This window comes from Rhodospirillales bacterium, from assembly GCA_023898805.1.
Lineage (GTDB): Bacteria > Pseudomonadota > Alphaproteobacteria > Micavibrionales > UBA1664 > UBA6145.
Window position 1 is genome coordinate 1,911,200 of sequence record CP060260.1, and the last position, 23,716, is coordinate 1,934,915.

Annotated in this window: 25 protein-coding genes; 8 read left to right on the top strand and 17 right to left on the bottom strand. The window is 62.4% G+C overall.

Annotation, left to right across the window (positions count from 1 at the left end):
* Positions 1–4: 4 nt before the first annotated feature.
* The 6 genes from H6866_09540 to H6866_09565 form a co-directional block, all read right to left on the bottom strand.
* Positions 5–979, bottom strand: a complete 975-nt coding sequence (locus H6866_09540; protein ID USO07631.1) for a divergent polysaccharide deacetylase family protein — start codon at positions 977–979, stop codon at positions 5–7.
* Between the two features lie 6 nt (positions 980–985).
* Positions 986–2,488, bottom strand: a complete 1,503-nt coding sequence (locus H6866_09545; GenBank protein USO07632.1) for a S41 family peptidase — start codon at positions 2,486–2,488, stop codon at positions 986–988.
* Between the two features lie 13 nt (positions 2,489–2,501).
* Entirely contained in the window at positions 2,502–3,536 is a 1,035-nt protein-coding gene (locus H6866_09550) for a peptidoglycan DD-metalloendopeptidase family protein (protein USO07633.1), read from the bottom strand.
* Entirely contained in the window at positions 3,533–3,955 is a 423-nt protein-coding gene (locus tag H6866_09555) for a 23S rRNA (pseudouridine(1915)-N(3))-methyltransferase RlmH (GenBank protein USO07634.1), read from the bottom strand. Before H6866_09555 ends, H6866_09550 begins: the two co-directional genes overlap by 4 nt.
* A 52-nt stretch (positions 3,956–4,007) precedes the next feature.
* The gene (gene rsfS / locus H6866_09560) at positions 4,008–4,334 is read right to left on the bottom strand and encodes a ribosome silencing factor (protein ID USO08653.1); all 327 of its coding nucleotides are present in this window, start codon (positions 4,332–4,334) and stop codon (positions 4,008–4,010) included.
* A gap of 226 nt (positions 4,335–4,560) precedes the next feature.
* Positions 4,561–5,223: a nicotinate-nicotinamide nucleotide adenylyltransferase gene (locus tag H6866_09565; GenBank protein ID USO07635.1), complete on the bottom strand. Its 663-nt coding sequence runs from the start codon at positions 5,221–5,223 to the stop codon at positions 4,561–4,563.
* Between the two features lie 117 nt (positions 5,224–5,340).
* On the opposite strand from H6866_09565, the gene H6866_09570 reads away from it, so the two are divergent.
* Complete coding sequence (locus H6866_09570; GenBank protein USO07636.1) at positions 5,341–5,895, top strand: hypothetical protein; 555 nt, start codon at positions 5,341–5,343, stop codon at positions 5,893–5,895.
* Between the two features lie 150 nt (positions 5,896–6,045).
* On the opposite strand, the gene H6866_09575 is transcribed toward H6866_09570, so the two are convergent.
* The 5 genes from H6866_09575 to H6866_09595 form a co-directional block, all read right to left on the bottom strand.
* Complete coding sequence (locus tag H6866_09575; GenBank protein USO07637.1) at positions 6,046–6,537, bottom strand: F0F1 ATP synthase subunit B; 492 nt, start codon at positions 6,535–6,537, stop codon at positions 6,046–6,048.
* A gap of 17 nt (positions 6,538–6,554) precedes the next feature.
* Complete coding sequence (locus H6866_09580) at positions 6,555–7,322, bottom strand: hypothetical protein (GenBank protein ID USO07638.1); 768 nt, start codon at positions 7,320–7,322, stop codon at positions 6,555–6,557.
* A 2-nt stretch (positions 7,323–7,324) separates the two neighbouring features.
* On the bottom strand, positions 7,325–7,549 hold the full coding sequence (locus H6866_09585) for a F0F1 ATP synthase subunit C (GenBank protein ID USO07639.1): 225 nt from the start codon (positions 7,547–7,549) through the stop codon (positions 7,325–7,327).
* Between the two features lie 49 nt (positions 7,550–7,598).
* Entirely contained in the window at positions 7,599–8,333 is a 735-nt protein-coding gene (locus H6866_09590) for a F0F1 ATP synthase subunit A (GenBank protein USO07640.1), read from the bottom strand.
* Between the two features lie 79 nt (positions 8,334–8,412).
* Positions 8,413–8,736, bottom strand: a complete 324-nt coding sequence (locus H6866_09595; protein USO07641.1) for an AtpZ/AtpI family protein — start codon at positions 8,734–8,736, stop codon at positions 8,413–8,415.
* Positions 8,737–8,976: 240 nt separating this feature from the next.
* Between H6866_09595 and H6866_09600 the strand changes: the two genes are divergently transcribed.
* Positions 8,977–10,050, top strand: a complete 1,074-nt coding sequence (locus H6866_09600) for a hypothetical protein (GenBank protein USO07642.1) — start codon at positions 8,977–8,979, stop codon at positions 10,048–10,050.
* 10 nt (positions 10,051–10,060) lie between these two features.
* On the opposite strand, the gene H6866_09605 is transcribed toward H6866_09600, so the two are convergent.
* Both H6866_09605 and H6866_09610 read right to left on the bottom strand, forming a co-directional pair.
* A complete protein-coding gene (locus tag H6866_09605) occupies positions 10,061–13,540 on the bottom strand; it encodes an AAA family ATPase (GenBank protein ID USO07643.1) in 3,480 nt (1,159 codons plus the stop codon).
* A 48-nt stretch (positions 13,541–13,588) separates the two neighbouring features.
* Positions 13,589–14,464 (bottom strand): DsbA family protein, encoded by an 876-nt coding sequence (locus tag H6866_09610; GenBank protein USO07644.1) that lies wholly within the window; start codon positions 14,462–14,464, stop codon positions 13,589–13,591.
* 162 nt (positions 14,465–14,626) lie between these two features.
* On the opposite strand from H6866_09610, the gene H6866_09615 reads away from it, so the two are divergent.
* A complete protein-coding gene (locus H6866_09615) occupies positions 14,627–16,426 on the top strand; it encodes an ATP-binding cassette domain-containing protein (GenBank protein ID USO07645.1) in 1,800 nt (599 codons plus the stop codon).
* Here the strand turns inward: H6866_09615 and mutY are convergent.
* Complete coding sequence (gene mutY / locus H6866_09620; GenBank protein USO07646.1) at positions 16,420–17,445, bottom strand: A/G-specific adenine glycosylase; 1,026 nt, start codon at positions 17,443–17,445, stop codon at positions 16,420–16,422. The two genes, H6866_09615 and mutY, sit on opposite strands and share 7 nt — an antisense overlap.
* Before the next feature lie 24 nt (positions 17,446–17,469).
* Between mutY and H6866_09625 the strand changes: the two genes are divergently transcribed.
* From H6866_09625 to H6866_09645, 5 genes are all read left to right on the top strand, one after another.
* The gene (locus tag H6866_09625; GenBank protein USO07647.1) at positions 17,470–17,976 is read left to right on the top strand and encodes a DUF721 domain-containing protein; all 507 of its coding nucleotides are present in this window, start codon (positions 17,470–17,472) and stop codon (positions 17,974–17,976) included.
* Positions 17,977–18,041: 65 nt separating this feature from the next.
* Complete coding sequence (gene efp / locus H6866_09630) at positions 18,042–18,611, top strand: elongation factor P (protein USO07648.1); 570 nt, start codon at positions 18,042–18,044, stop codon at positions 18,609–18,611.
* 4 nt (positions 18,612–18,615) lie between these two features.
* Positions 18,616–19,401 carry an inositol monophosphatase gene (locus H6866_09635; GenBank protein USO07649.1) on the top strand — a complete coding sequence of 262 codons (786 nt, stop codon included), beginning with the start codon at positions 18,616–18,618 and terminating at the stop codon, positions 19,399–19,401.
* A 21-nt stretch (positions 19,402–19,422) separates the two neighbouring features.
* Entirely contained in the window at positions 19,423–20,601 is a 1,179-nt protein-coding gene (locus H6866_09640) for an OmpA family protein (protein USO07650.1), read from the top strand.
* A complete protein-coding gene (locus tag H6866_09645) occupies positions 20,598–21,380 on the top strand; it encodes a DUF4852 domain-containing protein (GenBank protein ID USO07651.1) in 783 nt (260 codons plus the stop codon). The genes H6866_09640 and H6866_09645 overlap by 4 nt, the downstream gene beginning before the upstream one ends.
* On the opposite strand, the gene H6866_09650 is transcribed toward H6866_09645, so the two are convergent.
* From H6866_09650 to H6866_09660, 3 genes are read right to left on the bottom strand one after another with little or no spacing between them, the layout of a single operon-like run.
* Positions 21,313–22,422 (bottom strand): SAM-dependent methyltransferase, encoded by a 1,110-nt coding sequence (locus H6866_09650; GenBank protein USO07652.1) that lies wholly within the window; start codon positions 22,420–22,422, stop codon positions 21,313–21,315. The two genes, H6866_09645 and H6866_09650, sit on opposite strands and share 68 nt — an antisense overlap.
* On the bottom strand, positions 22,386–23,177 hold the full coding sequence (locus tag H6866_09655) for a prolipoprotein diacylglyceryl transferase (protein USO07653.1): 792 nt from the start codon (positions 23,175–23,177) through the stop codon (positions 22,386–22,388). The genes H6866_09650 and H6866_09655 overlap by 37 nt, the downstream gene beginning before the upstream one ends.
* Before the next feature lie 24 nt (positions 23,178–23,201).
* On the bottom strand, positions 23,202–23,687 hold the full coding sequence (locus tag H6866_09660) for a hypothetical protein (protein ID USO07654.1): 486 nt from the start codon (positions 23,685–23,687) through the stop codon (positions 23,202–23,204).
* Between the last annotated feature and the right edge of the window lie 29 nt (positions 23,688–23,716).

Consider the following 23,716-nt stretch of genomic DNA (forward strand, 5'->3'; position numbering starts at 1 on the left):
TTAATCAACCCTTCAGCCCGGTGAACTTGCTGGCCGGAACAAGGCGGATTCCCTTGTGCCTAAGGGTATCGATCCATGCGCCGAGCGTCTCGACCGTGGGCGCGCTGGGCGCGGCCAGCACGATGATCGCCTGCTGCCGGTTGAGGATCAGCGCCTCGGCTTGCGCAAGCGCGGATTTAAGCGCGGCCGGCCCCATCTGGCCGTTGAGCGTCAGGTCGGCCTTGAGATACGCGTTGATTCGCGCTTCCTGCCGCTTCATGTACAGCGACGTCGCGACCTTGGCCTTGGTTGCGTCCAAAATCATCAGGTTGTTGCCGATGACGTCCATCGCCAGATCGCGCCACATATCGGGGTCGTTGGCGGTGATTTCGGCGTCTTCCGGCACGAACAGGCCGACGGCGTTGCCGCCCGCCATGGCAATCTGACGATTGAGCAAGTCCTGATTTTCTTGCTCCGTCATGGTCGAGGATATGGCCAGCGGGCCCGGATCTACGCGCGCGCGCGATGATTGCACCGCGATCTGCAACCATACGTCGCGCCCGGATTCACGAAACGCGGACGCCATGCCGACCGGGTCCGCGGCATAAACAGAAATAGCCAGCGTGGCATCGCGGGGCAGGGCGCTGTCGATGGCTTCGGCCACGCGGTGGTTCAGCCCCGCATCCGCGACCACGACCGCGGCCTCGGCGGAGATCGGTGGGTCCGCGGGGGGCGCGGGCTCGTTCAAGGGCTGCGCCTTGACCGGGGCGGGCGCCTCCGCAACCGGTGCGGCCTGATCGGTGGCGGTCTGCGCGGTAACGGCGACCAGCGCCTCCGGCGCCGGTGATACGCCGCCGGGCAGAATGGCGGCGGCGACGATCGCGCTTAAAAACGCGGCCAGTATTCCCGCCACGAAGGGGCGCCGGACAAAACCATACGCACGCGCCGCGAAACCGCCGCCTGCCGTATCGTCCCCGTTTTCGTCCCCCGCGTCACGCATCGGCGATCAATCCCCCTTGGCTTTGTCGCCGGGTTTGGCATCACCTTTAACGTCGTCGGCGCTGGCGTGCGAATCGCGCACCAGATCCGGCGCGCCTTCGGGGGCGTGCTGGCTGTCATACAGCGCAATGCCGCGCAGCAGGTCGATGGCCCGCGCCAGTTGATAATCGTCGGACAGCTCCGGATGGTCGACCGACGGGATCTTGGCCTTGGAATCCTTGCCGTCTTTCCCGTCTTTCCCGTCCTCCGTCTTGTCGGAAGGCGTTGTATCCGGCGTGGGTTCCGGCTTGATCACCGGCGCGGATTTATCGGTATTCGCCCCGGATTGCGGATTGGCCAGCGCGCCCTTCAAATCCGCCTCGCTGATGCCGACATCGGCGTTGTCGATGTTTTCGACCTTGGCTTGCGGCACCAGAATGTCCGGCTCGATGCCCTTGGCCTGGATCGACCGGCCCGACGGCGTGTAGTACCGCGCGGTGGTCAGGCGGATCGCCGTGTTGCCGGGCAGGGAGATGATGGTCTGCACCGACCCCTTGCCGAACGACTTGGTGCCCAGAAGCACCGCGCGGCGATGGTCTTGCAGCGCCCCCGCGACGATTTCCGAGGCCGAGGCCGAACCGCCGTTGATCAAAACCACCAGCGGCAACCCGTCCGCCAGATCGCCCGGCGTGGCGTTGTCGCGTTTGGTGTCTTCCTCGTTCCGGCCGCGGGTGGAAACGATTTCCCCTTGGTCAAGGAAGTCGTCGGCCACCGCGATGGCCTGATCCAGAAGGCCGCCGGGGTTGTTGCGCAGGTCGAGCACATAGCCCAGAAGCTTGTCGCCCAGTTTTTTATGAATGTCCTCAAGCGCCGCCTTAAGGCCAGTATCGGTCTGGGCGTTGAAGGTGGTGATGCGGATATAGCCGAGATTGTCGTACACCGACCAGCGCACCGACTTGATCTTGATGACGTCGCGCACGATTTTGAATTTCAAAGGCTCCGCCGTGCCTTCGCGTCGAACGGTCAAAGTGATGGGCGTGCCGACCTTGCCGCGCATCGTGTCGACCGCATCGTTGAGCGTCATGCCGATGACCGGCTTGCCGTCCAGATGGGTGACCAGGTCGCCGGCCTTGATCCCGGCCTTGAAGGCGGGCGTGTCGTCGATCGGACTGACGACCTTCACCAGCCCGTTTTCCATGGTCACCTCGATGCCCAGCCCGCCGAACGAGCCGCGCGTCTGGACCTTCATGTCCTCGAACCCTTCGTCGTTCAGGTACGACGAGTGCGGATCAAGCGAGGACAGCATCCCCGAAATGGCGTATTCGATCAGCTGCTTGTCGGTCTTGGGGTCGACATACTGGCCGCGCACGCGTTCGAACACCTCGCCGAACAGCTTGAGCATCTTGTACGTTTCCGCCGTATCCGCGGGCGCGGCGGCGGGGGCGTCGGTTTCGGCGGCTGTGGCGCAAAGCGGCGCGGCGAAGGCGAAGAACAGTGCGGCCAGCAGAAGGAAAAACGTTTTGCGGTTCATCTTACATCCAGATTTATGAGCCGAGATCCGGCAGTTTCCGCGCGGGGTTGATGGGCTGGCCGCCCTGCCGCAGTTCGTAATAGACGCTGCGGCGCAAGGCTGGGCCGTCCCGACTCGCGCGATCGGTGCCCTCCAGTATAGCGATCGGTTCGCCTGAAACAATCGCCTGTCCTGCGGAAACCGTGATTTTATCCAGACCCGCGATCAGGGAATGATACCCGCTTTCGTGCTGGATGATGATAATGTTGCCGTAACCCCGGAACGCCCCGGCATATTTGACGATTCCTCCCATCGGCGCGACCACGACCGCGCCCGGCAGGGTTTCGATCGAAAGCCCCGACGACGTCAGGCCCGCTGGCGTCTTCGCGCCATAGGCGACGCGGATGATCCCGGAAACCGGTAATTGCCCTTCGCCCGGCGGGGGCATTTTTACCTGTTTAAGGGCGTCCTGCACGTCCGCGCCGTGATCGAGCGCGCGTAAAAGATCGCGCAGGGACCGCGCATCGCGTGCCAGCGCCGCCGCCTGACGCTGCGCATCGGGGTCGCTGGCCCCGCGCGTTTGCATCAACGCGGCAAGCCGGTCGTGCCGTGCGGACAGATCGGCGCGCGCGTTACGTGCTTCGTCCGCCTTTTGCGCCAGTTCGCTCTGCGTGCGCGAAAGGTCGTCGATCAAGGCGCGCGCCGCCGCCGCCTGTTTTTCGATCACCGGCACCCCGGATGAAAGCACCATGCTGGTGCGCGCCGCCATCAGCGGGCCGCCGGGGCGGATCAGCACGGCCGCGCGCGGCGTGCGCCCCATGCGGGCCAGCGCGGCCAAAGTCGCGGCCATTTCGCCGCGCCGCGCATCGTATTGCGCCTGCAACCCGCTTTGCCGCGCCTCAAGCTGTTCCAGATGCGCATCCAGCGTTTCGACCTGCCGTTCGATCGCGCGGATATCGGCGGCGGCGCGCACCATCTGACCTTGAAGGTCTTGCGCACGGACGCGCCCCGCCGGTGAGAGCACGGCGGCAAGGCAAAGACAGGTCAGGGCAAGACGGCGGTAATTCATCCTTCGCGGTGATATGGGTGCCCGGCCAGAATCTGGTGGGCGCGGTAAATTTGTTCGGCGACCATGATCCGCGCCAGCATATGCGGCCATGTCAGTTTGCCAAACGATAAAAGCAGATCTGCCCGCGCGCGCACCGCGTCGCTGTGTCCGTCCGCTCCGCCGATCAGGGCCTGAATCGTCGATTTTCCAGCGTTCATGGCGTTTTGCATCGTTTCGGCGAATTCATGGGACGATAAATTCCTGCCCCGTTCGTCCAGCACCACGACGAACGCGCCGGGATCGATCATGGCTTCAAGGTCCCGGCTTTCTGAAACTTCGCGCAAGACGGGGGCGGGGGTCAGTCGGCGCGCGTAATCGGCATAAAGCGCAAGCTGCGCCTTGTCCTTCATTTTGCCGACCGCAAGGATTTGGGTTTTCATGGCCGCAAGCTTATCGCCACGGGCCTGCCCCACCAACGGGAATCTGAAAATCTCAGGCGCGGACGGATGCCGGACTGCCCATGGCGTCCAGTGGATCGCACCAGATCTTTTCGATGTTGTAAAAACTCCGCACTTCCGGACGGAACAGGTGGACGATGACGTCGCCGGCATCGGCCAGCACCCAGTCACCGTTCGTCTTGCCTTCATACCGGGGCTTGCCGCCGGTGGATTTGACGTGTTCGCCGATCAAGTCGGCCAGCGCGGTGACGTGGCGGGCCGACCGGCCCGAGGCGATGATCATGAAATCCGCGATCGAGGATTTGCCTTCCAAAGGGACGACGACGATGTCCTCGGCTTTATTCTCGTCAAGCACGCGCACCAGTGCGTCCTTGAGCTGTTCTGCGGCGCGCAGCGGCGACGCGGGGATTTTTCTGGCTATGGTCAACGCTCCTTCATGTCTGGGTTAAAAACGAAAACGCCCGCGAAGCGGCAACGCTTTACGGACGACGATACAGATATATGCGGAAAACCGCGCTGCAATCTGCGGCGAAGGAAAAAGTCCACTGCTTCCTGCAGGCGGGGTCGCTTTCCACATCTAACTACCATTATACGCCGGAGTCGTGCCCTTGCGCAAAATTCCTGCGCAAAAAAGTCGATGACAGATCGACGCCCGGTCCGCCGGTCATCCAGAACACACCGGTTTCCTTTGGTTTCAGGCGGTGCGAGCCGCTTTTTGTGCGTTGCCGCAGGCGCCTGTCCTGCCGCACGCGTTTGGCTTTGATTTTTGATAATGCGGGCGGGCGCTCGAAAAACGCAAACGGCACGATGCGTGGCAGCGCGCGCCAATGCGCCCATCGATCGAATGTCGCCGCATTATCCATGCCCGCGATCCAGATGAAATGCGTGGCCGGAAAGCGGCGTTTGAGCGCGCGCAGCGTATCGCGCGTATAACGCGTGCCCAACTGGCCTTCGATATCCGTCACCGCCATGCGCGGATGGTGGACGAATTCCCGCGTGCGCGCGATGCGCCGCGCGTAATCCGTGCTGGGTTTTGCGGTTTTCAGGACGTTGCCGGGACTGACCAGCCACCACACCGCGTCCAGATGAAGACGGATCATGGCCTGAATCGCGATATGCATGTGCCCGGCATGGGCCGGGTCGAACGAACCGCCCAGCAATCCCACGCGCAAACCGCGCCAGCGCGCGGCGGAAAATGGGTGAGGGGCCGGGGTGATGGGGGATGCGGGCATCGCACCCAGCATTACCACGATGGCCGCCTTTTTGTCTGTCCCTTGCTGTAAAAGTTGACAAAAGCCGGTGAAGGTAAATAAAAACAGATTATAAAAACAGCTGCCGCATCCGAGGCTTTTACCCGCGCGTCCAGAATGCTGGAGGACGCGCAGATCGGCATGCGCTACGCGGAACATAACGCGCGCCAGACCAACGAACCGATTTCCCTTGGCGGCTTGCAACGCCAGATCGCGTACCCGCTGCCCATTTCGCATGACATGCATTTTCTGTTGGCCGATTATTCGCGCTATCTGCGTGGCCGTGTGGTGGAAATGGAGCGTACGTACGCACAGGACGACAGGCCGCTGATCACCGTGATGCAGGCCTGTTACGCCTGGATCGGCGACGCGATGCAGGGGGCCGAAACGCTGGACGATGCGCGCAAGGTGTTTTACGCCCGGCTGGAAAATGCGCGCTACTCCGACCAAGGTTTGTCTATGTTTCTTGATGAAACCGGCCTTGGTGACATGGCTTCGCCCGATTACGTGACACCCAATGATGTGAGAATCCGCAACGACGAGCAGTTCGCCTTCCTCATGACCACGTTCTTCAGTTTTATCGCCCATGATTTTTTCAATCATGCGGGCGGGTATGATCCGGAACGCCGCATCAGCCAGAACCCGCAGGTCCGCGCGGCGTTGAAGCTCTGAACGATATGGCCTGATTTCATCATTGCGAGGCGGGTCAAAGGCCCGACGCGGCAATCCATACATCGCCAAATCCCATGCGCCGCATGAATTCCTTCACGCTTACGCGCGCGCAATTGACGACAAAAGAAGGATTAGGAAAGGCGGTCCGGCCTAATTCAAATGACCGGGCAGGGCGGTGATCGCCTTGTCCACCAGCGCGCCTTGCGCCTTGGCATCCAGCCCCTTGCGGATCAACGCCTCGGAAGCGCGCAGCGCCAGCGCGGCGGTGGCGCGGCGCAGATCGGCCTCGGCCTGCGCCTCGATCCGGGCCAGCCGGTCCTGCAACTGCTTTTCGCGGCGGGCAAGGGTTTCCTTCATCTCGGCTTCCGCGCGTGCGCGCAGGGCCTGCGCCTGTTCGCGCGCATGCGCCGCGATGGTTTCGGCCTCGCGCATCGCCTCGGCGTGCTTGCGCTGATATTCAACCAGCATGGCCTGCGCCTCGGTCTTCAGGGTTTCCGCCTGCGCAAGCTCGTCACGGATTTCTCCGATACGGGAATCGAGCCCGGTGGTAACCTTGCCCCATCCGTAACGCAGGAACGCCAGCGCGAAAATCGTAAATGACAGCGCAACCCAGTTTGCCGGATCCTGAAGAAAACCGCCCATCTATGTCGTCTCCATCCCTATGCCGCTTTTGCCCCGGCTGTCATGCCGTGTGCATTGTCGATCGCCGTGCGTGCCGCCGCGTCGTCGGTCTTTACGCCCGCGATGCGCGCGGTGATGTCCTGCGCGACGCCCGCCGCCATGGCGTTCAGCTCGCTGACCACGCGCTCGCGGTTGGCCGCGATCTTCGACTCCAGCGCCGATACCGCCGCTTCGGTCTTGGATTTATAGGCCGCATCCTCGGCTTCCGCCGTGCGCTTCATTTCGATTTGCAGGTTTGCGATGCTTTTTTGTGCATCGGCGCGCGCCGTGGCGATGGCGGCCTCGTACTCGGCCTTCACGCTAGCGACTTCGGCCTTCAGGATTTCCGCCTGTTTAAGGTCCGCCGCGATGCGATCGCCCCGCGCTTCCAGCGCCTGGCCGATGCGCGGCAGCGTGCGGTTGGCAAACACCACGTACAAAAGCGCGAAAGTCAAAAACAGCCAGAACCACTGGCGCGGGAAGGTCGCGGTGTCGAATTGCGGCAAACCGGATTGTTTGCCGTGTGCGTCCGCGCCGTGTTCGGCGTTATGCCCCGCTTCCACGGCTTCGCCGCTGTCCTGCGCGGGCGTTATCGGCGCCGCGCCGGGGGTCAGCGGTTGCAACACCGGCTGGTTGGCGTTGTTGACGAAAGGCAGCCCCGTGGTCGCCCCGGGCGCAGGCGCGGCGGCGCCGTCCTGTGCAAGCGCGGGCGCCCCGGCCCAAAAGGCCAGGACGAAAGCGGTAATCAGGGCGGCCTTGCAAGTCATGCTTAGCCGAACAGGATGATCAGCGAAACGACCAGCGCGAAAATCGCCAGAGCCTCGGTCAGCGCGAAGCTCAGGAAGAATTTTTTGTCCAGCAGGTCGACCGCGCCCGGGTTGCGGCCCACAGCGTTGTTGTAGGACGAAAAGATCTGGCCAAGGCCGATCCCCACGCCCGCGAGGGGCAAAAGGGCCAGGGCGGCGGCGATCAGTTTTGCGGCATCGAGTTCCATCTTACTTTTCCTTTTTACGTTACGTTTTCTTTTGGGTTGAAATGGGTTTTCAGTGCATCTCGATCGCGTCGCGGAAATAAATGCAGGTCAGCACCGAGAACACATAGGCCTGCAGGAACGCGATCAGAAATTCAAAGCCGATCATCAGCACGTTGAACGCCATCGGCACCACCGAGGCGAGGATCGAAAGCGACATCAACGAAACGCAGAAGCCCGCGAACACCTTAAGCACAAGGTGCCCCGCCATCATATTGGCGAAAAGACGCATCGACAGGGTCAACGGGCGGGTGACATAGGATACGATTTCCAAAGGAATGATCAGCGGCATAAGCGCGACCGGCACGCCCGCGGGGCAGAAGAAATGCAGGAAATGCGTCCCATGCTTGAGAAAGCCGAGCAGAGTGACCCACGCGAACACGAACACGGCCAGCCCCGCCGTCACCGCGATATGGCTGGTATAGGTGAAGGAATAAGGCACAAGGCCCAGCATGTTCCCCATCAGCACGACGATGAACAGCGTGAAAACGAATGGAAAGTATTTGTGCCATTCATGGCCGATGTTTTCGCGCGCCATGTTGGCGACGAAGGAATAGATATCCTCGGCGAAGACTTGAAAGCGCCCGGGCACCAGCTTCGCATTGGCCATGGCCAGCGTCAGGCCGGCGACAGAAACGCCCGCAGCGATCAACATCCACAACGCGGAGTTGGTAAAGGAAATATCGACGCCGCCCAAATGCAGGGGGACAAGGTCGTGTATCTGAAACTGGTGAAGCGGGTCTGCCACGGCTCTTTTCGCGAAGGGTCGGGAGTTATGGTTCTTTTTCGCGCTTCTGTTTAAGGGGCGAAAGCCGTTTTGCCAAGGATTACTTTTGTCCCGGTCCGGATTTTTTATACCCCACCGTTGTCCCGATATTCTGCGTGGTTTTCCAGACGTTTAAAAACCCGGTGCCAACCCCCAGAATCAACAAAATAATTAACAGCCATGGTGTGGTGCCCAACCATCGGTCAAGGGCATAGCCGATCAGTCCCGCCCCGCCGATCGCGCCCAGCAATTCGGTGCCCGCCCGCAGGCCTTGCGACATGTTTTCGGCGTCCTTGGTCGCGCGTGCCGGCTTTGGCGCGGTTTTGGCGCGCAGCGCGTCGATCTGTGCCTGCATGTCTTTCAGTTTGCTGTCATCCGGGTCCATGGCGGCCACATTGCCCAAATCTCGCGTTTTGCGCAAACCCAAACCGGCTTGACATATTGTCATAATATTGATATTGTCGGCCCCGTCATGATCAAAAAACACCCAAACAGCGCAAGAAAATCAAGCGGTTGGCGCAATTGGCACGGCGTGGCGCTGGCTGGATTTGTAGCCGTCGGTGCGGGGACGCAGCCCGCCCGCGCCGAATTCAACCTGTTTGACAGATTTTTCAAGGCTGGCTCAGTGACTGCAAAGCGGCCCGTCACGTTCACGCCCCCCGCAGGCACGCCCGCGACCGACCTGCGACCGCAGGCCGATGCGATACTGGATACAGCGATAGAGCGTCTGGCAAAAGCAACGCCCAAACGCCCCTTGATCATCGTATTGGGGGAAACTCATGACATATCCAGCCACCTGGTCTTGCATGAATTGATCCTCGATCGGTTGGCACCGTTGGTAAAAGGCGCGGGAAAAAAACTCGCCTTTGGCTATGAATGGGACCACAACTGGCTTTCCCGTGCGGTGTCCAACGCCACCTATGGGGATGTGTCGTCGGACCTTCAGCAATGCTTCAACATCGACGACACCAAAGGCACCCGCGCGATCAAAAGCCTGCTGGCCGTGCACAACTTTGAAGATGCCCCCGTCGCCTTCAAAAACCTGATGATGTATTTGCTCAAATCCGGCATTCCCGTGCGTATGGACGACGCGGCGCTGGGACCGGATGCGCGCGGGCAAATCGACACGAGCGATACGACGACACGCAATGCGGCGCAGACGATGAAGCTGGATCCCGCGGAAGCGATCAATTCCAATTCCGCTCAGGGTTTTGCATTGCGCAATCTTGTCATGGCGCGCAATGCGCTGCGTCACGTCGCCGATACGGGCGCATCCGTTTACATTCTGGGTACGGGGGGCGAACATGTTCTGGGCAACGCGGCCCAGGATCTTGCGTATGACACAAGCCTGTACCACAACCTGCGCGCGTTGGGCGCGGATGTCTTGCCGGTTTTGCTGGCCAGCCCGAACGAACGCAAGGATATCGTACTCTCCGATCAGGCCTCTCAGGCATTGGCGCAAAGCGGTCTGGTCATCGAAGGGCTGGCGGAAACGGGCTTTACCTATGGCAAGGACAGTCCCGCAAAGGAAGGGGAATACATCCGCAAAATCTGCCGCGACAGCGGCGGGTTCAAGGATTGTTACAACGCGGCCGCAACGGCCAGTCACCCGTTTTTCAACGAATTCCGCCGCGCATACAAGGCATGGGGCGCACAGGCCGTAAAACGCATGAAGGCGGGTATGTGCAACCCCGGCTAGGCCCTGCGGCCTAAGCCACGTGCGCCTGTTCCAACAACTCGCCCTGTGCCGCAAGGTTGACCGACACAAGCTGGCTGACCCCGCGTTCGGCCATCGTTACGCCGTATAGCCGGTCCATGCGTGCCATCGTCATGCGGTGGTGGGTAATGATAAGGAACCGCGTCGCGCAGGATTGCGACATTTCCTCAAGCAACCCGCAAACCCGGTCGACGTTGGCATCGTCCAGCGGCGCGTCCACTTCGTCCAGCACGCAGACCGGCGCCGGGTTCGACATGAACATCGCGAAGATCATCGCAAGCGCGGTCAGCGTCTGCTCTCCGCCCGAAAGCAGGCTCAAGGATTGCAGCGATTTGCCCGGCGGCTGGGCGAAGATTTCAAGCCCGGCGTCCAGCGGATCGTCGGAATCGATTAGTTTCAGGTAGGCCTCGCCGCCGCCGAAGAGCCGTTTGAACAGCGACTGGAAGTGCTGGTTGACGCTGGTGAACGTGGCGACGATGCGTTCACGCGCCTCGCCGTTGAGCATCCCGATCCCTTCGCGCAGACGTTCGATGGCCGCCGTCAGGTCCGCCTTTTCGCTTTCCAGCCGCGCCTGTTCGGTTTCCGTTTCGTTCAGTTCGACCTCGGCCCGCAGGTTGACGGGCCCCATCGCCTCGCGCTCGCGGTTGAGGGAGTCGCGCTCGGCCCGTGCCTTGGCGGTGCCCGGCAAGCCTTCCGGCCATTCCGTGATCACCGCGTTTTCCAGCGCGGAAGGCGAGGTGGAGAACCGGTCCTCGATCTCCGCCGCGATGCGCGTCTGTTCGGATTGCAGCGCCGCGACCGTGGCCTGAATGACCGCGCGCCGCTCGCGCAGGGTCGCGCCGTCCTCCTCGACTTTTTTCAGTTCGGATTGCAACGCCCGCGCCTTGTTGTCGGCGGCGCTGAAAGCGTCGGACGCGTTGCGCACGCATTCCTCAGCCGCCGCGATCTTATCCATGATCTCTTGCTGCGCGCTGCCCTGATGGTCGGCCTCTACCTGCGGGGCCAGCGTGGCCTTGCGCGAATCCAGCGTCGCGATCCGTGCCTCAAGCTGCGCCGCATGGGCCTGCCCGCGCGCCAGTTGCTCGCGCGTGCGCTTGTCTTCGGCCTCAAGGCTTTCGCGCAGATGCCGTGCTTGCGCGGCGGCGGCCTTGAGTTGTTCGATCCGCGCCGACGCCTCGTCGCGGCTTTGGCGTTTGGCTTGCAGGTCGCCTTCGGCGGCGCTCAGATCGGCGTGCAGCGCGTCGTCGTGCGCGCCGGATGCCAGCGCTTCGGATGCCGCCTGTGCCTGCGCGCGCAATTCGCCCGCGCCTTCGACCTGCGTGCGCGCCTGTGCCAGTTGCGCTTCGGCCAGTTCGCGGCGCATGGCTTGGTCGTTCACGGTTTTTTGAAGCTTGCCGGCTTGCTCCTCGGCGGCCCACAGGCGGTGGGTGACGTCCTTGGCCGCCGCCTGCGCGACATTCAAACCGTCCTGCGCGGCATTGCGCGCGGCTTCGGCCTCGGCCAAAGTGGATTCAGCCGACGTGATGGCGGGGGACAGATCGGTGATGGCTTTTTCCGCGTCGCGAATCTGGGCCTTCAGGGCGACGATGCGCGTTTCCGCGCTTTCACCCGCGTCCGCCGTGACCTGCAATCCGTCCCAGCGCCAGATCGCGCCCGCGCGCGTCGCCAGAACCTGTCCGCGCAAAAGCTGCGGCGCGACACGTTGCGCCGTCGCATCGTCCGGCGCGATGCCGACGGACGATGCAAAGGCCGCAAGCGGCGCGGGCACGTCGATCAGCGTATTCAGGGGTGTGATCCCGGCGGGCCATTCGGCGTCGCCGAACATGTCGCCATGTCCCGCCCACGCGTCGCGCCGGGCGCGCATTCCGTCCTCGCTTGCCGCTGCCGCGACCGCACGGGCCAGATCGGCGGGAATATCCAAAGACAGGATCAGGGAATCCTCGAACCCCTTGCCCAGCCGGGCCAGCATTTCGCCCAAACCTTTGACCTCGCGCGATTTCATGTCGCGTGCCTGCGTATGTGCGGCCAGCGCCTCGCGCGCGGCGTTCAATGCCCCGCGCGCGGCATCCAGCGCTTCCTGCGCGGCGGGCAGGGCGGTCTCGGCGGCTTCCCGCCCGGATTTCAAATCCGCGACCTGCGCCAGAAGCGCGGCAAGCGCCGCGTCCTGCGGTTCCTCGGCCAGCACGGCCCGGTGTTTTTCCTCGACGGCCTCAAGCGCGGCGCGTACACGTGCCTCATCGGCCTGAGCGCGGGCCAGCGCCGCGGCGGCGGCGTCCCGTTCGGCCTGCGCGCGGCGGATCGTATCCTGCAACGTCAAAACGGCGTTTTCGCCCGAAGCGGTGTCCTCTTTCGCCTGCGCGTACGCGGCTTCCAGTTGTGCCAGCTCGTCCGGCGCGCCCGCATCCTCCGCCGCAAGGCGCACAAGATCGGCGGCGATGATCGCCGCGCGTTCGCCCAGTGCCTCGTGCTGCTCGCGCGCAAGGGTCAGGTCGCCCGTCGCCTGTTCGATCTGGTGGGTGATATCGGTGAATTCGTGTTTGCGGTGCGCCGCTTCGCGCGCCATTTGCTCCGCCGTCTGGCGCAGCAGTTGAAGCGCGGCGCGTTCCTCGGTATCCGTGCGGCGCAGCGTATCAAGCGCGCCGAACGCCTCTTCGACCTGCACGTTCAGGGTGCTGGATTTGCTCAGCGCATCGCGCACCGCGATGTCGGTTTCGCCGAAACGCACTTCTTCCTTGCGCAGCTTGTCGCGCGTCGCGGCCCAGTCCTGCCATGCGACAAGGCTTTCAAGGCGGCGGATATGTTCGGAAAGGTCGCGGTAACGTTCGGCCTGTTTTGCCTGCGCGCGCAGACTGTTGGCGCGCCCGCCCATCTCGCCGATCACAAGGTCGAGCCGCGCGAGGTTTTCATCCGCGGCCTTAAGGCGCAATTCTGCCTCGTGCCGCCGCGTGTACAACGAGGCGACCCCGGCGCTTTCCTCCAGCATCTGGCGGCGTTCGGTCGGTTTGGCGGAAATAATCTGCGCCACGCGGCCCTGACTGACCAGCGCGGGCGAATGCGCGCCCGTCAGCGCGTCGGCGAACAGCATCTGCACGTCGCGCGCGCGCACCTGCTTGCCGTTGACCAGATACTGCGAACCCTTGTCGCGCTCGATCCTGCGCGTCACCTCGATCTGGGCCGAGGCGCCGAACGGCGCGGGCGCACGCCCGTCGCTGTTGTCCAAAAGCACCGTGACCTCGGCAATCGAACGCGCAGGGCGCGCGGTGGTTCCGGCGAAGATCACGTCCTCCATATCGCCCGAACGCATGTGCTTGGCGCGGTTTTCACCCATCACCCAGCGCAGCGCTTCGACCAGGTTCGACTTGCCGCAGCCGTTGGGACCGACGATGCCGTTCAGCCCCTGACCGATATCCAGCTCGGTCTTGTCTACGAAGGATTTAAAGCCGCTCAAACGCAACCGGTTGATCTGAACCATGAATTTTTCGCCCGTGCCTTGTTTCTTTAATCGTGTCTATGTCGTGTGTTATTCGACCGGCGTGGTGTCCGGCGCCTTTTCCGGCGCGGGCGCGGCATCGTCGCCGCCTCCGGCCAGAAGCCCGTCAATGGTCGATTGGAACACGGTATAGGGTTGCGCCCCCGAAATGATTTTCTTGCCGTCGTTGAACACGAAGGTCGGCGTTGCCTGAATGTTGTATTTGGAAATCGCCTGCTGCACGCCTGCGATGATTGCCTTTTCGATTTCCGTATCCGCCAGACACGCCTTGGCGCGGTCTTCGGGCAGGCCCGCTAGCACCGCGTCCTGAAGCAGGGCCTGCGGATGGTTGTTGGAATAGGCCCATTGTTCGATCGAACCGAACAGCATGGTCAGGAAGCCGAAATACTGGTCGCCGGCAACGCAGCGTGACACCTTGGATGCGTCCATCGCTTGCTGGTTCAGCGGAAAATCGTTGAACACGATGCGCAGCTTGCCGGTTTCGACGTATTCCTTGATCAGGCGCGGCAGGATGGTTTCGTGCGCGTGCCCGCAATGCGGGCAGGTCAGGGATGAATACTCGGTCATCGTCACAGGGGCATCGCTGCGCCCGATCGATTTCGGCGCTTTCGGGTCCATGCCGTCGGCGGTGATATGAATGTCCGCGTCGGTGACCTCGGCGCTGTCAGCCGCGGGAGGCAGTGTCGTGGTTGCGCTCGTGCCTTCCGGCGTCGGCGTGTCGGCTTTCTGGACATCGCCGGTTGCCGGGGCGATGGCGTTATCAACTGCGTTGTCCGCAATGCCCTGTTCGGCGAAGTCGCCCGCGGTTTCCGATGCCGGGTTCGGCTTGGAATGCAGAGAATAGGCGCCGCCTGCGGCGATCAAAAGGATCAGGGGAATAGTAAATAGAAGGATTTTCTTCCGCATCTTCAACAGCCTGTGGATAACTTTCCTGCGTAAACCGGTTTCGGGTGACGGGGCATCCTCACAATCGGGCAGGCCCAAGTCAATTTGACCCGGCCGGAGGCCCGCGACTTATGCACATTTTTCGGGTTGTCCCCAAGGTTTCATGAAGGCAGTATGCGCGCCATGGAAAAACAAAGACGTAATTTTGTAAAACCGCTTCTCAATCTGCTGGGGCTGATCGGGCGCGGACAGCTTCCCGCCTTTCTGGGTCTTCTGATCGCGGTCGGCGGGGCCGCGGGCATCACGCTGGCTTTCGGCCATGTCATCAAGAATCTCGTCGATCAGGGGTTTACTGGCGCCGGTGCGGCGCATCTTGATCGCACGCTGATGCTGATGGTCGCACTGGTGGCGGGGCTGGCCCTGTCCAGTTTTTCGCGGTTGAGCCTCGCGGGCTGGCTGTCCGAACGACTGGTCGCCGATTTGCGCACCCGCGCCTTCGCCCGGCTGTTGATGCTTGATCCCGGCTATTACCACAAGCGCCTGTCGCACGAAATCGCGACCGCCTTGTCCGCCGACACCGCGTTGATCGGCACCACCATGGCGACCTCGCTGCCGCTGGTTTTGCGCAATATCCTGCTTGTGCTGGGCGGCATGGCCATGCTGCTGACGACTGCGCCGCGTCTGACGCTGCTGGTCCTGCTGGTGATGCCGCTGGTGGCGCTGCCGGTGATTGTGATCGGGCGCGTGGTGCGCGGCAATGCCCGCCATGCGCAGGAACGCACGGGCGCGCTGGGTGGCCTGATGGGCGAAACCTTGGCCGCGATCCAGACGGTGCAAAGCTTCACCGCCGAAACCCGCCTAAGTGAACGCTACAGGCGCGATGCCGAAGACGTGCTGCGCGCCGACATGCGCCAGATCCTTTCCCGCGCGGCGATGGTGGCGTCGATCATCTTTATTCTCTTTTCCTCGCTTTGCGGGGTGATGTGGCTGGGCGCGCACGACGTGATGGCAGGCCGCCTTAGCGCCGGGGCGCTGACCGGGTTTGTCTTTTACGCGGCGATCGTCGCCTCCGCCTTCGGCATTCTGGGCGATGTCGGCGCGGCGGTGTTCCGTGCCGCCGCCGCGCTGGAGCGCGTGCGCGAAATGCTGGCGCTCGAACCCGCGATCACGTCCGCCGCGGATGCAAAGCCGCTGGCCGTGCCCGCGCGCGGCGACATCGCGGTCGAAAACCTGTCGTTTGCCTATGGCGACGCGCCGATCCTTGATGGATTGACGCTGCAAGTGCGTGCGGGAGAAACCGTGGCCGTGGTGGGTGCCAGCGGCGCGGGCAAAACGACGCTTTTCCAGATGCTGATGCGCTTTGCCGATCCGCAGCGCGGCCGCGTCCTGCTGGACGGGCAGGATATATCGGACCTGAAGCTGGAGGATCTGCGCGGCGCGATCGCCTATGTGCCGCAGGACGGCGCGCTTTTTTCAACCTCGGTGCGTGATAACATTCGGCTGGGCGACCCCGATGCCACGCAAGACAGGGTCGAGGCCGCGGCGCGCGACGCCCAGGCGCACGATTTCATCATGGCGATGCCGCATGGCTATGACACCGAATTGGGCGAGCGCGGGACGCGCCTGTCCGGCGGCCAGCGGCAGCGCATCGCGCTGGCCCGCGCGCTGCTCAAACCCGCGCCGGTGCTGCTGCTGGACGAGGCGACGGCCGCGTTGGACAGCGAAAATGAAAAGGCGATCCAGCAGGCGGTCCGCGCCTTGCATGGGCGGCGCACGGTGCTGATCATCGCGCACCGCCTCTCCACGGTGCTGGAGGCCGACCGCATCTTCGTCCTGAACGACGGCCGCGTGGCGGAGGAGGGGACTCACGCCGAACTGGTCCGCAAGGGCGGCTTGTACGCGCGCATGTGGGAACAGCAGTTTTCGATGGCCGAAACACAGGCGCGCGCCGCCCATCCGAACGTTTCCGGCGTTTTTCACTGACCTTTCATCATTTTTACCGCTTTGGCGAACACGCTGGGCAAGCCATCGGCTTCCGGCGCGGTGAAGAAATAACCTGCTGGCACGGTGGAAATGGTTGCGGGCAGCACAGCAAGGTCCAGCTCGAAATGCGTGAACACATGCCGCACATGCCTTGGTTTCGCGTTTTTGCCGATGCGCAGCCATGCCGGGTGCGCCGGGTCCTCGTCCCACACCGATGTCGGCAGGCCGCGCATCCCGCCCAAAAGCCCTTTGGCGGGGCGCGTTTCCATCAATACCCGCCCGGCATCGTCCACGATCCAATAGGCGAATCCGCGCCGCTTTGGTCGTGACTGTTTGGCTGTGCGGCGTGGCAATTCACCTGCCAGCCTCGCCTTGTGTGCGGCGCATGCGGTCCGGATGGGACAGGCGCCGCATTTCGGCGCGCGCGGGGTGCAGATCGTGGCGGCAAGGTCCATCAGTGCCTGCGGCAGATCGTGGGGCCGCGTATTCGCGCGGCTTTCAAATAACGGTCGCGCCGCCGCCTGTATCGCCTTCTTGCCCTGTGGCAGGGGGGCTTCAATGGCGAACAGTCGCGCCGCCACCCGCTCGATATTCCCGTCGATGACCGGCGCACGCTGCCCGAAGGCGATGGCCGCGATGGCCCCGGCCGTATACGCTCCGATGCCGGGCAGGGCCGTAAGCCCCGAAATATCACGCGGGAATTCGCCGCCATGTTCGCGCACCACCGCACGGGCGCAGGCCAGCATGTTACGCGCACGGGCATAATACCCAAGCCCTGCCCACGCCTGCATGACGTCCGCGTCCGGCGCTTCGGCCAACGCGCGGATATCCGGGTATTTTTCCATGAATTTTAGGAAATAGGGCATGACCGCAGGCACAGTCGTCTGTTGCAGCATGATTTCCGAAAGCCACACGGCATAAGGATCGGGATGCTTCGCACCCTTGTGCCGCCACGGCAGGTCGCGGCCATGCCGGTCGTACCATGCCAGCAGGGGGGCAATAATGCTTTGGGGTTTCATACCTCAATCATGTACCGTGACTTGATGTCCGGACCAACCCTGATCGCGTCGCTGCTTGGCAAGGCCTCGAAATCCATTATCGGGCGCGACAAATCCCGCGCGCGCCTGTCTATGGCGCGGCTGATCGACCAATGGCCGGAAATCATCGCGCCCGAGGACCCGCTGGTCGCCCGTCCCGTGCGCGTGGGTTGGCGCAAACTGCCCGAAATGGACGGTAAAAAATGTTCCGAAGGCACGCTGTATATCGCCGCGCCCTCGGCGCTTGCCGCCCGGCTGACGTATCAGCAGGCGGTGATCGTCGCCCGCGTCAACCGCCTGTTCGGTATGCCCGATCATTGCCGCATCGCCCGCATTTCACTGGCGCATGACCGCATCGCCGCGCCCTTTAAACGCGCCCCGCGTACGGGCGGCGTGGTGGATGCCGCCACCAGCGCCACGCTTGATGGCGTGGCCGACCCGGTCCTGCGCGCGCGGCTTGAAAAGCTGGCCCGCGCGATGGCTGGGGCCGCCGCGGGCGAAAAACCGCGCTGAACTTGCGGCAGGCGCGCGAACCTGCTATCCATCCCGCCGGTAAGCAACAGATTTTCAGGTGTTTCATGGCAAAGGTAAATTCGATCACGCTGCGCGCCGGCATGGTCATCGAATACAACGGCAAGATCATGGTCGTGCTCAAACACGAAATCATGCAAATGCAGCAGCGTTCGGGCACGATCCAGCTCGACCTGCGCGACGTGCGCACCGGCAACAAGGACTCGATCCGCTTCAAAACCGGCGAGATGGTGGACCGCCTGCGCCTCGACCAGAACGAGGCGACGTATCTGTTCGAGGACGGCGACAATTACATCTTCATGGATACCCAGACCTATGAACAGACGCCGATCAGCAGGGAATTGCTGGGCGACAAGGGCGCCTTCCTGCAAGAAGGCATGGCCGTCCAGATTGAATCCTACGAAGGCGACCCGCTTTCCGTTGAATTGCCGCAAACCGTCACCGCCACCATTTCGGAAACCGAGCCGGTGGTGAAGGGCCAGACCGCGGCCAGCTCGTACAAGCCCGCGATGCTGGATATCGGCGTGCGCGTGATGGTGCCCCCGCATATCGAAACGGGCACCCGCATCGTCGTTAAAACCGAAGACGGCTCGTACGTCGAACGCGCGAAGGATTGATCCAATGGCTCTGATGCCGCCGCTTGTCACCGTTATGATCAAGGCGGCCGAAGCCGCGTCAAGATCGCTTGCCCGCGATTTCGGCGAGGCCGAGCAGCTTCAGGTCAGCAAAAAGGGGCCAAGCGACTTCGTCACCGCCGCCGATCAAAAGGCGGAAAAAACGCTGCACTACGCCCTTGGCAAGGCGCGCCCGGATTATTCCTTTTTGATGGAGGAAAGCGGCAAGATCGAAGGCAAGGACCCGTCGCGGATGTTCATCGTCGACCCGCTGGACGGCACCAATAATTTCCTGCACGGCGTGCCGCACTGGGCGATCAATATCGCGGCGGTGGAGAACGGCGAGGTGATGGCCGGTGTCACCTATGACGTCGTGCGTCATGAAATCTTCTGGGCGGCCAAGGGCGTTGGGGCTTTTCTGGGCAATCGGCGGCTGCGCGTATCCTCCCGCGATAATCTGGAAATGGCGCTTGTGTTGCACAACGCGCCGTCGAAGGGCCGTGGCGATTTCACACGCTATGCGAAGGATATGGAGCGTGTAACCGCCGAAGTTTCGGCAACGCGCATCAGCGGTTCTTCGGCGCTCGATCTGGCCTATGTCGCGGCCGGCAGGGCCGAGGCGTTCTGGGTGCACGACATCAAGCCATGGGACGTCGCTCCGGGTATTATTCTGTTGCGCGAGGCCGGTGGGCATGTCGTCGAAATGGGCGGTGGAAAAGACCCGCTTTACGGCGGTTCTGTGCTGGCGTCGAATGCGGCCCTATATCAGGATATGCGCAAACTTCTGGCCTGAGATATTTAAGGGCGCTTTTGAATGTCGTATCGGTTTGGCCTGCTCCTTGTCATGGCGGCGCTGTCATGCGCGTGTCCGTTCGCCTATGCCGAAAATACCGCCGATGCGCCGCTCAAGGTTCCGTTTTCTGCGTTTCGCATGAAGCCGATCCTCGATTTCATGCATGCCGATGCGCCGCATACCACATTGATGGCGGCGGCGCCGGTTGTAAAACCTGCCGCGAAGCCGAAAATTCCGGTGCCTGCGCACATTACGCCGCCAACGCCGGTACCAGCCCCTTCCGTGCCGCAAAAGATCGATACACGCGCGCCGCGCACGACCCAGCCCGCGCACGATGTTTCGCCGCCAGCGCCGCGGCGCGACGTGGCGATTTTTATGCACGGCATTCCAGTGCCGCCATCCAAGCCGCAGATCGCGCAAATTGCGCCGCCTGATGCGCCTGCCACGCCACCAGCCGCCGCGCCCGACGATATGGTGGGCGATGCCGGCGCCTATGTCCCGCCAACGCGCATCGACACCCATGTACGCAGCGGCTCGGGGCCGGTTTCGATTGAACGTATTCCCGCGCAGGTGGTCGCCCCCGATATGCTTGATAATGCGGGTGCTGGCAACGATGCCGCCCATTTGCCGCGCCCGCCGGAAGTTTCGGCGCAATCCGGCGTCTTTCACCCCGTCGACCGGAGCCGATTTGACCGCGACAGCCGCACCGCGGGTGGCTTGCGCACGGGCAGCAATCTGGGACATATCGCATTCGGGTCTTTCGGTGGTTCGGCGGTGCACGTCGATAAATTGAAGGATGCGGATGGAGTCTCCTCGGTCCTTTTACCGGGACGCACGCAGACCGCCGCCGCGCCGGATTATCAGAACATGGTGGCGCAGGGCGGGTTGCCGCATGACGTCGTGCTCTTTTTTCAGGAAGGAAGCACGGAAATGGAGGCCGGGCAAATGGACGTGGTCAACAGCGATATTCTTTCCGTATTGCAAGGAAAGCCTGGTTTGAAGCTTGAAATCACCGGGTTTGCCGAGGATCAGCCGGGCGGACAAGGCGCAACCGATAAATTGGCCATGGCGCGTGCCAGTGCCATACGCAACTATCTTTTGAATCGGTCGATCGCGCCGGGCCGCTTGACGGTCAGGGCCAAAGGGGACGACACTGGAATTGAACCGCGTGACCGTGTGGAAGTGTATTTCAGCCGATGAAAAAACGACTGCTTCTTGTCCTGATTGCTGTGACCATCCTTCTGACCGGCGCCGCCCATGCCGCCGACAAGACGGAATACCTGCCCGCGACGCTGGATAACGTTTCAAGCCTTCTGTTCAAGAAAAAGATACTCAAGACTGACGATCCCGCGGCGATGGAGGAATATATTCGTATCCACAATTGCGGCCTTTACGAACAATACGGGCGCGACGAATTCGCGTGGAACCGTATCCGTGACGCAATGGGGCGCGATCTGGAATTGCGCCTTCAGGACATTCCGGACGGGCTGGAAATTGCCAACGAAATCAGCGTCGATGATTACGATTTAGGGTCTGGCACCTTCCCGATCAGTAATCTGACCAAAATGACCAATGTCGGGCAGATCGCCCTGATCGCCCAGTCGTCTGGGCAATATTTCCCGTGCAAGAGTAACGAGAAAAACTATCAGCCTTTTGTGCCGCGGATGCACCCACTCAACCTAACCTTACGCCTTGATACGCCGGTGGATATGACATCGTTCCCGGTCAATCGCAAACTGGCGGACGCTTTGGTTAACGATATGGCGAACAGGAAGGACACCAACAATCCACGCACCGTCCTTGTGGTCATGGACGTGCGCATGAACGGCCTCGATCCGATGAGCGTGTCGCAAAACCCGTCCAACCGCACCGCGCTGGGCCAGATCGACGATCTGCGTATTTACGAGGGTCCTAGACGCCAGATGCTGCTTTATCACAAGGACTACGCAGCCCGGCGGGCGAAAGACGGCAGTAACTGACCTGCGCCGCCACGCCCATGACCTTGAACAATCCGCCCATGCCCTTGGCGTCTGTCAGCCGCGCGACCCCGGCGGGCAGGCCGGTATTGCCCGGATTTAAGCCCATCAAGGCCTCCAGCCGCGCCTGAATCCCAAGCCCTTCCAGATAATCCTTCTGGCTCGTCGGCCCCAGAACGGCGCAACCTTCCTGCGTGGCGATGGCGCCCAGCCGCGCGAAATCGACATGGGATGTCAGGTCCGCATCGCCGACATCTTCAAGCGGTGAAACATAACGATGCGCCCTGACCGCCTGAAACGTGTCACCACTGGCGTCCGGCATCGCGTGTCCGTAATCGACGACGATCATGAAACCGCCCTGTTTTTGCAAACGCTGGCAGATTTCGCGCATCACCGCGTCACGCGCTGGCGAAAACTCGACGATGCTGCCAACAGGCTTGATCGGCAGTGCCGCGCGGGGCAGGGGCCGCGCCGCGAAAATCAATGTATCGCCATCCAGCGCCACCACCCGTTCGTGCCAGCCGCGTTCGGTCATCACCGCCTGCCGGATCGGCAGCGCGTCGAAAAATTCGTTGGCGACGATCAAAAGCGGCGCGTCGTCCGGCAGGCTTGAAACGTCGTCGTGCCAGCGCGGCTGGTTATAAGCGGCCAGCCGCTGCTCCTGCGCGCGGCGCAGCGCCGGGCTGGTTTCGACCAGATGCACGGAAATGCGCTCGGCAAAATTCATGGCGTTCTTGGCGCAGCGCAGGATGTCGGCCATCAGCGTGCCGCGCCCGGGGCCAAGCTCGACCAGGTGCGCGTCCATGCTGCCGCCGCGCATCCAGCCTTCGATCACGCTGACCGCGACCATTTCCCCGAAAGTCTGTGAAATCTCCGGGCTGGTGATGAAATCGCCCTGCGCGCCCAAAGGGTCGCGCGTCATGTAATAGCCAAGCGTAGGGTGGCCAAGCGCCAGCGCCATGAACGCGCCGATATCCATGGGGCCATGCGCGCGGATTTGCGCCTTGATCAGGGTTTTGAGCGTTTCCATCGCATAACGATCCATGCGCCGGCCAATAACATCGGCACGCTCAATACCTGTCCCATCGTGATGCCGCCGGGCAGGAATCCGATCTGCGCGTCCGGCTCGCGCACGCATTCAACCAGAATGCGGCTGATCGCGTAACCGATCAGGAAGGTGCCCGAAAGCAGGCCATGCTTGCGCCACGCATCCGGCCGCCGTGCAAGGAACATCAACACGAAGAACAAGGCCAAGCCCTCAAGCCCCGCTTCGTAAAGCTGCGACGGATGCCGGGGCAACGGCCCCGCATCGGGAAATACGATGCCCCAAGGCAGGGTGGTGGTTCGTCCCCACAGCTCGCTGTTGACGAAATTGGCGATGCGCCCGAAAAACAGGCCGATGGGCACGACCGCCGCCGCCATGTCGGTCAGCGCGAGGAACGGATATTTCTTGCGCCGGCCATAGATGAAAATCGCGCTCAGAACGCCCAGCAGACCGCCATGAAACGACATGCCGCCCTGCCAGATCTTGACGATGTCGCCGGGATTGTTGAGGTACAGAATAGGGTTGTACACGATGGTATAGACGATCCGCCCGCCCAGAATAACGCCCGCGATGATCCATGGCAGGATGTCTTCCGGCACATCGGGCGTCAGCGGCGAGCCCTTGCCCCAGTGTTTCAGCAGGAAGGTTGCATACGCCCACCCGCCCAGAAACCCGGTCAGATACGCCAGCGCATACCAGTGGATCTGCAACGGCCCGATGGAAAAGGCGATGGGGTCGATTTGGGGAAAGATCATGCGGCTCTTATAAAGAAAAACCCGTCAGGGCACAAATGCGGCGTCCAGCAGGTTTTCCGCCTGAATCAGCATCCGTCCGTCCGGCATTTTGCGCGCGTGCATGTCGGCCAGAAGTCCCCAGACACGCACCCGCCTGTTTACGAACGCGGCGCAGCCTTGGCCCGGTCCACCCTGCGGGCTGGCCGACCCTTGCGCGCAATAGGGGATAATCAAAATCGTGCCGCCCGCCTTGATCGGGTCCGCGCCTGCCGGCGCGAAATGCTGGAAATCCTCGGACACGATCCGCCCGCCCAGATACCATTTGACCTGCCCTGTTGCGAAGGAAGGGCCGGATTCCCATTTGCCGGTATCGACGACTACGCTGTAATCCGCTGCCTCCCGCGCCTTGGCGATGGCTGCCTCCGGCAGGCCGGAAGGCATCGCGCTCGGCGGCTCCAGCGCGCGGGCGGGCAGGGCGACAAGCAACGTCAGCAGGGCGATGATCAACAGGCGCATGATGTCGGGCAGCATGCCGCACCGCACTACCTAAGGCAATCGGG

Excerpts from the sequence above, each read along its gene's own strand:
- H6866_09605 (USO07643.1), bottom strand. The coding sequence starts at position 13,540 with ATGGTTCAGATCAACCGGTTGCGTTTGAGCGGCTTTAAATCCTTCGTA.
- H6866_09580 (USO07638.1), bottom strand. The coding sequence starts at position 7,322 with ATGACTTGCAAGGCCGCCCTGATTACCGCTTTCGTCCTGGCCTTTTGG.
- H6866_09610 (USO07644.1), bottom strand. The coding sequence starts at position 14,464 with ATGCGGAAGAAAATCCTTCTATTTACTATTCCCCTGATCCTTTTGATC.
- efp (USO07648.1), top strand. The coding sequence starts at position 18,042 with ATGGCAAAGGTAAATTCGATCACGCTGCGCGCCGGCATGGTCATCGAA.
- H6866_09640 (USO07650.1), top strand. The coding sequence starts at position 19,423 with ATGTCGTATCGGTTTGGCCTGCTCCTTGTCATGGCGGCGCTGTCATGC.
- H6866_09540 (USO07631.1), bottom strand. The coding sequence starts at position 979 with ATGCGTGACGCGGGGGACGAAAACGGGGACGATACGGCAGGCGGCGGT.
- H6866_09550 (USO07633.1), bottom strand. The coding sequence starts at position 3,536 with ATGAATTACCGCCGTCTTGCCCTGACCTGTCTTTGCCTTGCCGCCGTG.
- H6866_09645 (USO07651.1), top strand. The coding sequence starts at position 20,598 with ATGAAAAAACGACTGCTTCTTGTCCTGATTGCTGTGACCATCCTTCTG.
- H6866_09595 (USO07641.1), bottom strand. The coding sequence starts at position 8,736 with ATGGACCCGGATGACAGCAAACTGAAAGACATGCAGGCACAGATCGAC.
- H6866_09585 (USO07639.1), bottom strand. The coding sequence starts at position 7,549 with ATGGAACTCGATGCCGCAAAACTGATCGCCGCCGCCCTGGCCCTTTTG.
- H6866_09635 (USO07649.1), top strand. The coding sequence starts at position 18,616 with ATGGCTCTGATGCCGCCGCTTGTCACCGTTATGATCAAGGCGGCCGAA.
- H6866_09655 (USO07653.1), bottom strand. The coding sequence starts at position 23,177 with ATGATCTTTCCCCAAATCGACCCCATCGCCTTTTCCATCGGGCCGTTG.
- H6866_09555 (USO07634.1), bottom strand. The coding sequence starts at position 3,955 with ATGAAAACCCAAATCCTTGCGGTCGGCAAAATGAAGGACAAGGCGCAG.
- H6866_09545 (USO07632.1), bottom strand. The coding sequence starts at position 2,488 with ATGAACCGCAAAACGTTTTTCCTTCTGCTGGCCGCACTGTTCTTCGCC.
- H6866_09625 (USO07647.1), top strand. The coding sequence starts at position 17,470 with ATGTCCGGACCAACCCTGATCGCGTCGCTGCTTGGCAAGGCCTCGAAA.
- H6866_09615 (USO07645.1), top strand. The coding sequence starts at position 14,627 with ATGGAAAAACAAAGACGTAATTTTGTAAAACCGCTTCTCAATCTGCTG.
- mutY (USO07646.1), bottom strand. The coding sequence starts at position 17,445 with ATGAAACCCCAAAGCATTATTGCCCCCCTGCTGGCATGGTACGACCGG.
- H6866_09650 (USO07652.1), bottom strand. The coding sequence starts at position 22,422 with ATGGATCGTTATGCGATGGAAACGCTCAAAACCCTGATCAAGGCGCAA.
- H6866_09575 (USO07637.1), bottom strand. The coding sequence starts at position 6,537 with ATGGGCGGTTTTCTTCAGGATCCGGCAAACTGGGTTGCGCTGTCATTT.
- H6866_09570 (USO07636.1), top strand. The coding sequence starts at position 5,341 with ATGCTGGAGGACGCGCAGATCGGCATGCGCTACGCGGAACATAACGCG.
- H6866_09660 (USO07654.1), bottom strand. The coding sequence starts at position 23,687 with ATGCTGCCCGACATCATGCGCCTGTTGATCATCGCCCTGCTGACGTTG.